The sequence below is a fragment of the Vibrio sp. V15_P4S5T153 genome (assembly GCF_963874485.1).
In the GTDB taxonomy this organism is placed as follows: domain Bacteria; phylum Pseudomonadota; class Gammaproteobacteria; order Enterobacterales; family Vibrionaceae; genus Vibrio; species Vibrio anguillarum.
The window spans coordinates 897,585-908,129 of sequence record NZ_CAWNHR010000017.1 but is presented as its reverse complement, the minus strand read 5'-3'; the positions used below and the strand labels follow the sequence as shown (position 1 = coordinate 908,129).

Here is a 10,545-nt window from a genome sequence, read left to right as displayed (position 1 = left end):
GTCTAATTCGTAGTGGCTGCGTCTTTCAGCCGAGCTACTGGACACCGAATGGTTCAGTGGTTAAAAAATCAAAACCGTTAGACTGTTTCTCTGACGGGGCTGATTTTAAGCTCCATCTAAATGGCATCGCTATTTAGGTGGAGTTATTGACCGTAACTATAGAAGAGAACAGCAGATTCGCGCAAAGCTATATAACTTGTGCAAATACCTTAGTCGAGAGTTAAGTTCCCGAATCGACAGGCGATAAAGCCGCTTAAGCGGCTTTTTCTTTACTTTTAGATTAATTAATGTATTGTAGGTTAATTAATTTAAAATAATGAGTGCTGTAACAATGAACCACATTACCCTGCGAAACATGCAGATCGAAAGTGCAATTAAAAGACATGGAATTATTATTCATGGCGTTTCCAATTTCGCATACAGTACAGGCATGACCAATTACGGACTTCCAGAAATCATTATCACAACCATGAGTCAAAGAACTCAAGCCAATCTGATCAATCATTTTTTTCATAAGTGGCTTGAAGAAGGCGTTGATCTGAAAAGTGTAGAGCCTATGTTTGAAAAGCGCGATGGTTCAGATGCTCTGATGAAGTTCGAAAAGCTAAGTGTAAGTGGAGAGCTAACAGATAAGTATGTTTGTCAAACCATTGCATATTATCAAGAAAACTTTCACCTTGCTCAAAATGGGGTGTCGTTCGTTCAGCTAGTATTTGCAGACCATAACGACCATTACCCAGATCATCCCGAATACGATCACAAAGGCGTTCCTCAGAAAATTTTTAAAAAGCTAACCTTAAATTAGCGCAGGGAATTGAATCATAGAAACAAAAAATAGAGTCAAAGGAGTGTCTTTATTCCATGTTTCATAGAATGGATATATTTAAACCCTATTTAATAGGGTTTATTTTTTCATATAGAAATATTGATTATTATGTGAAAATAAAAACTGATTTGTACTTGCCTTATTTATATATGATTTTTAATGATTATGAAGTTGACCTGGATTTATATATTGCAAATAGATGACTAAATATAAAAAATATGTTTGACAATTTTTATCATATTGTTTAGTAATTATCTTGAGTTTAAAAAAAGGAGAACTCTAATGATAACTAACTTATTTGCTTGCAGAATGGCAGAGACAATATTAAATCTTGGAAATAAAGTTCCGATTGAAGATTTAATCCAAACAAAATGCCTTGATGTAGATGTAACAAAGGATGATGTTTTTGAAGGTGTCAAATTTCTTATTGCGCACAACCTTATTGTAGATGGATTGGGTAATATCGTATTTAGCGCCTCAAAATTTTATTGTGAATCTGATGATGGATATAATCCAATATACGGACAAATAATTTCAATTAATCCAAAATTTCAGAAAATACACTATGTTTATGAGTCGCACTTAGGTCACTTAGACAAAATCCCATTTTCAAAATTTCTCAACGAAAACTTCTAAGTAATTAATAGGTGCTCAATGTTTATAAGCACCTATATTCAACATCAATTTACAAACTTATCCCAATTATGCGTAGCACCGTTATTAACTGAGTTGAACCAGTTGTCAAAATCACGCTGTCTTGCATCATAAAGCTCATCATTCATTTCTTTGAACTGAATATTCAGAAGATGCACAAGCGTATCGCGACTACTTCCTGTGAATCTGTCCACGATAGCGTAAGGGATTTGACCTTTAGACTTGATTACGCTGTATCTACGAGCATTAGACTCATCAATTTCATCACTAGCCTTTTCAAGATTTCGGTAGTTGAAGTGATCAGTAATAATTTCTCTATCAAACAAGATAGCCAATCCGCCAGGAAGAAGAGAGTATTTGAACGCATTCAGCCCAGTTCCTTTCACATAGTTATAAACAGGAGCGGAAGTAAGGAACAAAGCGATCAAAGCAAAAATACTGAAGAACATTGTTCTTACTTCATCGTTAAATTTTTCAACACCCAATCCAGAAATTAAATTAAGAACAATAAAGATCCCCGCAATCATTACGTAGAACACAATGACGCTAAAAGTAAAATAGACCCTGTTGGCCTCCACCTCTTTGAATTTTTGTCGATTAGCTTTAGCTTGTTGGACACAGCCAATAAGCTCTTTCACATCGCGCTCATCTAAAAATTCGCCACCATCTTGATACTTATTTAGAAATTGCTCAGTATTCATTATTATTCCTTAAAGCTACCGTAGATTCTATGGTCTGGATTGCTAATCTCTGACCAGCTTTCATTTTCTCTATGCATTTCAGTTCCGACTAATTGCTCAAATCTATTCTGAATGAGTGCCTTTTCGTTATTCAGTCTATTTTCCAATTGGTCTCGCAACATTTTGATGTAAATCGCTCGGACTTCCGAATCCTCCGTTAACTTATGAACATACTCATATGGAAACTCTGATCCTGGAGTAATAAGAGAAGCAAAGTTATCTTTCATTCTTTTCTCTTTACTTAAAAACTCCGCTTTGTTTGCTTTCCTTTGTTTGAAGTTATGAGCTAGTGATTTATCCGTTGCTGTTGCTAAATTGTAAGGCAATACCTCTTTCCAGCTCCAGTTGACCTTGTTTGTCCACTTAGCCCTTGGTATAACCGACACCCATCTTATTAAATAGAACGGAATTGATCCCAATGCGCAAATCATTAAATACAGTATCAATGCTGACGGTTTATCAATCCCCATTTCTGTGGCAAAATTTGAGATAAAAAGATAAACAATACCCGCAATAACGGAAGCCGCTGCAAATAGGTAAGGTTCAACAGCAATCACCCTATAAATTCTTGCGTTATTCGAGGCGTTTTCAAACCACTTTTTGTTCTCTTTCGCTGATTGTATGGAGTTGATTATCCGTTCAATACTCCATTGATCGTAAAGCGCAGGATCTCTACTAAAGTGAAGGTCTTTTAATCTATCTATCGCTTTCATTTAGTTGGTCTTTTTAGTTAATTTTCTAGATTATACAAAAATAAACCCAAAAGAAAAGAGCGCTATGCGCCCTTTATTCTAAATATCATCAATCCAGCATAATACTTCACCACCATATTCATTATTGACGGATTTAAGCACCTCCTTGTAGATTTTAGCATCATAGTCACTCAGCAAAACCAGAAGCTCGGTAGATGGGCAATCCTGCATAGAATCTTGATACATAAGCATCTCAGATGTTAAGTCCATCTCCATTTCATATAGTTTGTCTTCTATATCTGAAATCTTATCCCTGTTTTCAATAAAATCTCTGTCAAAAAGTGAAGATAAGCCAAATGGAATGAAACCATATTTCATGATAGATTTCTTGTTTATTGCCGCATTGACAACTGAAATGGCTAAGGTGAAAGCAATCACAACAGCAATAAATCCAAGAGCTGATACATGGACAGAGCCTGATGATGGGTGGATGTTAGGAGCCAGAATGAAGAAAGTGGCAAACAAGATGGTAAAAACGAGAGGGATGTATAAGGTAACTTTTATGTACTCTTGGTGAAAAAGGATGTTTTGAACATTGTTCCTGTAGTTGATGTATTTTTTTATGTTTTCTATCAGATTAATTTCTGATTGGTATAGTTCATTTTTATTCATAATAAAAACTCTCTTTTCTTGATATTTTACTATGAATATTAATTTTGTGGAACCAATACCTAACAAAGTGGGTAAACCCACAATATCGATTGTGCTTTCTTTTTCTGTACTTCTCAATTCATCTTTACAGTCTATCTTTTTTGTGTATAATAAGGATAAATTATTTAAGATAATTAAATTCCAATAGCGAGATACCTAATGACCACACTTACCAGCAAAATGAAGCAAGACGCAAAGAATGCTGCTCAGATTGAGGGGCTATCATTCAAATATTCACCAGCTTATGATGTGAATGATTTCGAAGCAACAGAGCCTAAATCTCATCGCGTTATGTGTAAAGGTAACAAAACCAAGAACAAGTGGGTTTGGCTAGGTGCAACCGATGAACCGCACGAATTTGAGTCTGAAAAGCAAGCAAAGCTTTTCATTAAAGAAATTAAATCACAAATTAAGCAAGAAGCTTAATAGCTGTCAGGAGTAGCACCATGCATAATTACGACACTGCATTCAATATTCTTCTCGCTCAAAAAGATGAAGAAACAGAGCTGTTCGAAAAGCGAAAAACTGCGATTAACATTGTTCTGGCATTGCTTGATAACAAGCCGAGAAACAGTTCTGAACGACTTGATCTGCTGACTGAATACCTTGGTGGCACTGAAGCGGCTATTATTGCATCCACGATGCTACAAAGCCAGTTCAACACCTTCAAAAACCTTGGCTTCATTTCTGATAAACCTGATATTTCAGAAAGCGCCAAAGCCAAACTAATTGAAATGTGTGCTGATGTTTTTGAGATTACTTCTCTATTAGGAATGACCTATCAGCATGAGAAAAATGAGTTTTGGGATTATGTGAATCATAAGCTAGATATCAGTCTAGGAAATATTTTCCTGTCTTAAAAATTCAACCTCAGCAGCATATGCTGGGGTTTTCCACATCTTCTATTGGAAATAAAGATGATAACTGTACAAAACATTGAAGATGCGAAATACATCTGTGAAGATTCGAAAAAATCTACATTCAAGATTGTAGATCGCGGAATTTTAATTGATAACAACAAGTCTGAAGGCCATATTCTTGTTCGCAATATTAAAAGCGGCGAGCATCAACTATTCAGCACTCCGTTCATGAAGTACGGGTTTACCTTTTATCGCGATACAACTCCAGACGACATTATTGAAAAGTACCTAAAAATCCCTGGTGATGAGGATGAAAGACTTATCGAAGTCAGTAATGAGCTTTGCGATCTATTCGGTGTCGATAGAGGATGTGGTGATGACTACATCTATATTGACGCTACAGAAAACAAGTTTGACTTAGAGGATGAGAAGACTACCAAAGATATCACACTGTTTGAGTCTGATAAGTTTATTGTATTAGATGGTGAGCCGTTTGGTTTTGATGAGTACCTTATTGCAGATAAAGGAAAAATCTCATACAAAAAATAACATATAAAACCCATAATTTCTTAGTTATGGGCTTTTATTTATGCAATTAATTTAATTAATTTTTCTTCCTTTAATCTTTTCAATGACAGACAGCCTTCTTTTGTTTTCAAACGCCATTCTTTCTTCCAGTTTAGAAATGTAGCTGTCTAGATCTTTGTTGTACGCTTCAAAACATAACTTTTCATCATAGAAGAATCTAGCAAAACATCTCACGCCGTGTAAAGAAGTCTCTGTAATAGTGTATTTTTTGGATAATGGCTCACCTCTTTTCCCAAGAGGCACTAGCTCAGATTCATGACTTCTATCTTTATAGCTTATGATTTCAGCCACTTTTGCTGGAGTGATGTTTACATACAGATTTTCTGTAAGATCAGTAAACTTGTTAATAAAAAACCAAACTTGCTTCCCTTCATCCACCGCTTGCTTTGCTTCTTTTATGTTTAATCCCACCCTTAATCCTCATTTACTTTTGATGCAATATGTATATAATAATACCAGATAAGGAGTTAATATGTCAAAGTCAGTTATTTCACAAGTGAACCTTAAAGATGTCGAATTTGATGGCAAGCCAGCCATCTTTTCAATCCGCGCAGATTCAAACATCAAAGCAAAACTAATTTTGAATGAAAACGGAAATCTAGGTATTTTTCTCACGGTAAAAGGCTTTAGTAATGAGCTATCCGCACTTGTGAAATACACCCAAAATCTAGGTTGGCACTCAGACTTTGAGATTGAAACTTTTCTTCCAACTGACGAGTTAACAACTCTGGAAGTTCTTAAGCGTAAAGGGTTAGCTTTCAGCATCCTTTCTGACAGTATTGAGGATATCTTTCAAAATCACATCCAAACACTTGATTCCTTTCGAAATAAAGAGATTGAAAGGAAAAGGCGCTTTAGTCAGGCTGAATTTAATGCATTGCTTGAATCCTCTGGCAAATACAGGAAAATTGACAAGCGAACAGCACGAGAAATAATTCAAGATATTCATGAGCGGATTAATGTTCCAACTAATCCTCACAAGGAAGATTTAAAACTACTCACTTTAACGGTCAGAGATGGCACTCTTTGTGAAGTTTTTGAAACATTTTGCATTGCGAAAATTAAAGACAGATTTAGCAAGTACACATCCGATATGGAAGTCATTTCCAATAAAGACCTTGTTGATCATATGGTTAGAGTGGGTTATGTGCATGTTTACTAGTCAGTTTTGGTTGCTCAGGCTAGTTTATTCTTTTCATTCAGACGTTAAAGAATGGATTGATAAGCAAAAATTCAAACTTGTTCATAAAACAAAGTGCGAGTACAACCTATGGTCTGATAACTTTGAGCACATTGAGTATCAACTACATTTCCATGTGGAATTATACCAAAACGGTTTTAATCAAAGAAGATACAAGATTGTTGATAGCAACTATCATACTTGCTGGTTCGCCTCGAATGAGCACACACACAGCTACATTAAGGAATTCATCAAGCCTTGGGTTGCTGGACGAGAAGTAAAAGGATTACCTGCAAAAACAATGGTTCATTAAATGCTTTACTTGTAGCGCTAAATATGTATAATTAAAAACACAGTGGATAGGGGAACGCATTATGAATACCACACCAAAAACCGCACAAGAATTATTTTCAATTATCGCTTCAGGCTCTAATCCTGAAATTTGGACTAACAACAACCCGATGACAACAGCGCTCTTTGTTGATGGGGTTAGTTTCAAATGTAAAAGCGAGTTTTCATTCTGCAAAGAAGAAAACACTTCCTATATGAGTTTTGATGTATTCCTATCTGATGATAAAGACCAACATCGAAGAGAGCACCGAATTGGTAAAGTAACATTTGGATATACTGGTAAATCAGATTTTACAAACATCCACGGTTCATTTGATGGAGCGCATTTATTCTTTAGTTCTGACTACAGCGAAAAATCTGTAGGGGCTGAAAAAGAATTTGTTCGCGTAGCAGTTGCATCTAACATTCTTGCAAATGAGTTCTATAAGGCTCTGGAGCAATTTAAGAATGCAATTATCGATGTTCTTAAGCAATCTCACAAAGAGTGTTATGAAAAAGCTCTTGAGGAAGATAAAGCTTACAAGGAACAGGTTGAGACAGAAAACCAAAGATTGCTTAATTCATATCGCATTGTAAGTGAAGAGGAATCAAAAGCTCTATTTGACCTTCTAGATGCAGGTGATGAGGTTGAAGTGCAGGTTATTAGAAATTCATGCATCCTATCCCTAACTAAGGTGAGACTTAAAAAGTCCGATGGAACATACTTCTTAAATGGTGATCGTGAAATCAAAGAAGACGCAGTTACTAAGTACATTACAAAATCACGCGCACCATTGTAATCAAGCAAGCCCCAAATCATTGAGAATTGGGGCTTAATCTATTATCTTTCTTTTCTTCCCAACATGCTATTTATGAGACAGTAGAAAAGGGTTAGGAGTGTCATGAATACAGACCATTTAAGCAAATCCATAGCGCGAGAATAATTTTCCTTCGTCAAAGATATCGCTTCAGACTTCAATCTCTGAATACTTTCAACTTTGCCTTTATTAGCTTCAATCCAAGAATCATGCTTCTCCTGGTTTACATCATCAGTTCCATTTACCACTTCATATGGAATACTGAAATCATGAATTAAGATATCATAGATTATCCCTGTATTCTTAACAGCATTATCGATATCAAAATAAATCGGATCTAGATAGATAGTCGCACCTAAAATAACTGGACGTTCTGAGATATCAATACTCCCTACAAGCTTTTTTCTCTTCTTGGATGAAACAATGTAGTCATAAATTCGAACACACCTTTCTCCAATAGACTTATCATTTAAAGACAATTCATGCTCGCATTCTTCAAAGCCCGTAACATAAACCTCAGTTACAAACCGATAGTCAACGTATTGCTGCTGCTTCATTGTGTGAATGATAAGTTGATATCCAGACATCGCAACTAAGACACTGATAAAAGATAATTATAAATACTCTACTAGAAAGAAATTCAAACAAATTTCTAAGATATTGCATCTTCTATCTCCGATCTTTCTGAAACTAGATCGCTTTCTTTAGCGATGTCAGTCTTAACCTGTTTTAGCCCCATCTTTTCTTTTAGTTCTGAGATAGATTCATACTTTGGAATTTCATCGAAAATTCTTTGCAGAATATAATAATATTCAACATTAAAATCCTTTTTCCCAGAAACTAAATCATTCAAAACACCCACAGAGTAAGATGAAAGCAATTCATTTATTCTTACATCACCAATTCTTTCGAATGATTCCTTAAGAGCCAACTCCATATGTTCGCTCATATACTCAATATCTTTAAGTCGTTCATCTGTTTTTATTTTACATTCTGTTATTGCTGCATATTTTGGTGACATAAGAAATTCGCGATACATGTTCAATGGGAAGCACACAGCAATAAAAAACAACCCCTTTATTAGCTCAACCCACTCAACTTCAAATTTTATCATCGTTATCAAGAAGTGAAATGCAAGCAAGCCATCCGAAATACAGGCAATAGCGTAGCAAGCAAGAATACATAGAGTAAAACTCACCAGCTTATACTTACTTTCATGCATTCTTTGTATTTTTTTGAACTTTTCTATGTACTCATTCAATGAATACTCATTTTCTTCTTTAGTTAAAACAGACATAAATCCACCATTGGTTTTGCCAGCTAGCTGGCTTTTTATTAATAATTCAAATTCATTTCATTATCAGTTTTTGCGCATAAAAGTCAATCCCTTAAGTCACGGTGTTTGACATGAGTACTTATTCATATCATAATCCTTTTATTAATTAATAAAAAGGCCAATAAATGATTAGTCAGTTTCAAATCAGAAACATAGAGATCACGCTTTTTAATCGCAATATTATTTGCGACCTTGATGATGACCATCATCGAATCTACCAGACAAAATGAATTTCTCACCTTGTAATGAAAACTTGATTCGATTCACCACCCATCTCATCCAAAATCATTAAAAAACCCCATAATTATGAAATTATGGGGTTTTGTATACTTAAACAATTCGATTAAATATTATGTTTTTATAATGATAAGCACTTTTACAGTTTTTTAACATTTTTTACAATGGAGTGGTTATCACTAATTCCTAAATTTTCTTTCAGCATCTTAACTGAAGAACTTGTTGGCATCTTACTGAAAATTATTTGAAAAATTGGATAGTGATTAACATTTAGTTCTATATTTCCTAAAATTAAATCATTTAAAATCCCAACTGATTCAGGTGAAAGTAACCAATCAATTTGTTTTTCACCAATAATTTCGAATGATTCCTTTATAGCTTGTTCCATATTATTGCAAATATAATCTATATCTTTAAGCCTATCTTCCGTTTCAATTTTACATTCTGTTATAGCTGCATATTTTGGAAGCCTAATAAAATCTCCGTACTTATCCAACTGATAGCAAACAAGAATAAAAAACAAGCCTTTTACTATCTCAAGCAACTCAACTTCGAAATCTATCTGAACTAACGAAAACTTAATTTCAAAAAAACCATCTATAATGCAAGCAATTGTATAAAAAACTAGAGAGCAAAAAACAAAGCATGATAGAGAATTCTTACTTTCATGCATTCTCTTTATTTTATTGAATCTCTCTACATATTCATGTAATGAATAATCTAATTCTTTATTTGGAATACACATATATCACCGTTAATCTTGCAATTTAAACTTGGTTTTTAAGAAAATTAATGTTTTTATTATATTCAGATAGTGTTTATTTGTCAATACATTGAGTGTCATTGTTTGACTTCAATATCTATTCATATCATAATTTCTTTTATAATTAAAAAGAGGTAAGTAAATGATTAGCCAGTTTCAAATCAGCAACAATGTGATTACGCTTTTTAATCGCAATATTATTTGCGACCTTGATGATGTATTAGGTGATTTTGCTCCTGTGATCAATCACCATATGAACCAAGCCTCTTATATTCAGCTCTCTGTTTCAGATTATCTAGCTTACGATTATTACGAACGTCACAACCTTAGCAAAGATGAGTTTGGTGAAATTATTCGTAAAGAGGAGGTTTTTCTCAAAATGCCTGTTAAAAAAGGCGCGATTGAAGGCTTACAAATGCTTTTGGATAAAGGATTCACAATCCATATCGTTACTGCTCGTGGAGGCTTTAATTTTTCACACTCACAAACAAGGGAGTGGCTGGAAAAGAACAATGTTCCACATCATCACTTACATATTGTAGATACTAGAATTATACCCAAATCAGAAGTGTATAACTCTATTGCTGGTGGTGCAGCTTGTTTAATTGATGACGCTCCATACAACATCATTGATGCTATGGATAGCACTCCTAGTTTGCTACCAATTATCATTGACCAACCTTGGAATAGAGTATTTAAAGGCATTGATAAATGGAATTCTGACTATCATGGACAGAGATTTAACACTGTTAAGGACTTTGCAGACCGTGTTGAGTACCAAGTAAGATCAGCGGCTTAAGAATCATCTTG

Annotated in this window: 16 protein-coding genes; 9 read left to right on the top strand and 7 right to left on the bottom strand. The window is 34.6% G+C overall.

The annotated features are described in order from the left end of the window. Window positions 1-331 precede the first annotated feature (331 nt). Window positions 332-805 carry a DUF4262 domain-containing protein gene (locus AACT42_RS15535; RefSeq protein ID WP_176432239.1) on the top strand — a complete coding sequence of 158 codons (474 nt, stop codon included), beginning with the start codon at window positions 332-334 and terminating at the stop codon, window positions 803-805. Window positions 806-1,108: 303 nt separating this feature from the next. Next, window positions 1,109-1,462: a hypothetical protein gene (locus AACT42_RS15530; RefSeq protein ID WP_094133227.1), complete on the top strand. Its 354-nt coding sequence runs from the start codon at window positions 1,109-1,111 to the stop codon at window positions 1,460-1,462. 44 nt (window positions 1,463-1,506) lie between these two features. Here the strand turns inward: AACT42_RS15530 and AACT42_RS15525 are convergent, their stop codons facing one another. The 3 genes from AACT42_RS15525 to AACT42_RS15515 form a co-directional block, all read right to left on the bottom strand. Beyond that, entirely contained in the window at window positions 1,507-2,181 is a 675-nt protein-coding gene (locus AACT42_RS15525; protein WP_094133226.1) for a hypothetical protein, read from the bottom strand. Window positions 2,182-2,183: 2 nt separating this feature from the next. Beyond that, window positions 2,184-2,933 carry a hypothetical protein gene (locus tag AACT42_RS15520; protein ID WP_094133225.1) on the bottom strand — a complete coding sequence of 250 codons (750 nt, stop codon included), beginning with the start codon at window positions 2,931-2,933 and terminating at the stop codon, window positions 2,184-2,186. Between the two features lie 78 nt (window positions 2,934-3,011). Continuing rightward, window positions 3,012-3,584, bottom strand: coding sequence for a hypothetical protein (locus AACT42_RS15515; protein WP_021486326.1), 573 nt, complete (start codon window positions 3,582-3,584; stop codon window positions 3,012-3,014). Between the two features lie 198 nt (window positions 3,585-3,782). Between AACT42_RS15515 and AACT42_RS15510 the strand changes: the two genes are divergently transcribed. From AACT42_RS15510 to AACT42_RS15500, 3 genes are read left to right on the top strand one after another with little or no spacing between them, the layout of a single operon-like run. Next, a complete protein-coding gene (locus AACT42_RS15510) occupies window positions 3,783-4,049 on the top strand; it encodes a hypothetical protein (protein WP_045591993.1) in 267 nt (88 codons plus the stop codon). A 20-nt stretch (window positions 4,050-4,069) separates the two neighbouring features. Beyond that, on the top strand, window positions 4,070-4,483 hold the full coding sequence (locus AACT42_RS15505) for a hypothetical protein (RefSeq protein ID WP_094133189.1): 414 nt from the start codon (window positions 4,070-4,072) through the stop codon (window positions 4,481-4,483). Between the two features lie 57 nt (window positions 4,484-4,540). Beyond that, window positions 4,541-5,032 carry a hypothetical protein gene (locus tag AACT42_RS15500; protein WP_094133190.1) on the top strand — a complete coding sequence of 164 codons (492 nt, stop codon included), beginning with the start codon at window positions 4,541-4,543 and terminating at the stop codon, window positions 5,030-5,032. 51 nt (window positions 5,033-5,083) lie between these two features. Here the strand turns inward: AACT42_RS15500 and AACT42_RS15495 are convergent, their stop codons facing one another. Beyond that, window positions 5,084-5,482: a hypothetical protein gene (locus AACT42_RS15495; RefSeq protein ID WP_094133191.1), complete on the bottom strand. Its 399-nt coding sequence runs from the start codon at window positions 5,480-5,482 to the stop codon at window positions 5,084-5,086. A gap of 61 nt (window positions 5,483-5,543) precedes the next feature. Here AACT42_RS15495 and AACT42_RS15490 point away from each other — a divergent pair, with 61 nt between their 5' ends. The 3 genes from AACT42_RS15490 to AACT42_RS15480 all read left to right on the top strand — a co-directional run bounded on the left by AACT42_RS15490 (window position 5,544) and on the right by AACT42_RS15480 (window position 7,381). Further along, window positions 5,544-6,233, top strand: a complete 690-nt coding sequence (locus tag AACT42_RS15490; protein WP_094133192.1) for a hypothetical protein — start codon at window positions 5,544-5,546, stop codon at window positions 6,231-6,233. Beyond that, window positions 6,223-6,564, top strand: coding sequence for a hypothetical protein (locus AACT42_RS15485; protein ID WP_141194985.1), 342 nt, complete (start codon window positions 6,223-6,225; stop codon window positions 6,562-6,564). The genes AACT42_RS15490 and AACT42_RS15485 overlap by 11 nt, the downstream gene beginning before the upstream one ends. Before the next feature lie 61 nt (window positions 6,565-6,625). Then, window positions 6,626-7,381, top strand: a complete 756-nt coding sequence (locus AACT42_RS15480; protein WP_094133194.1) for a hypothetical protein — start codon at window positions 6,626-6,628, stop codon at window positions 7,379-7,381. A gap of 41 nt (window positions 7,382-7,422) precedes the next feature. Here AACT42_RS15480 and AACT42_RS15475 read toward each other — a convergent pair whose 3' ends face one another. The 3 genes from AACT42_RS15475 to AACT42_RS15465 form a co-directional block, all read right to left on the bottom strand. Then, window positions 7,423-7,956 carry a hypothetical protein gene (locus AACT42_RS15475; RefSeq protein ID WP_094133195.1) on the bottom strand — a complete coding sequence of 178 codons (534 nt, stop codon included), beginning with the start codon at window positions 7,954-7,956 and terminating at the stop codon, window positions 7,423-7,425. 95 nt (window positions 7,957-8,051) lie between these two features. After that, window positions 8,052-8,696, bottom strand: coding sequence for a hypothetical protein (locus AACT42_RS15470; RefSeq protein ID WP_094133196.1), 645 nt, complete (start codon window positions 8,694-8,696; stop codon window positions 8,052-8,054). Between the two features lie 415 nt (window positions 8,697-9,111). Then, entirely contained in the window at window positions 9,112-9,717 is a 606-nt protein-coding gene (locus tag AACT42_RS15465) for a hypothetical protein (RefSeq protein WP_094182939.1), read from the bottom strand. Between the two features lie 160 nt (window positions 9,718-9,877). Between AACT42_RS15465 and AACT42_RS15460 the strand changes: the two genes are divergently transcribed. After that, a complete protein-coding gene (locus AACT42_RS15460) occupies window positions 9,878-10,534 on the top strand; it encodes a 5' nucleotidase, NT5C type (RefSeq protein WP_094182938.1) in 657 nt (218 codons plus the stop codon). Window positions 10,535-10,545: the final 11 nt, after the last annotated feature.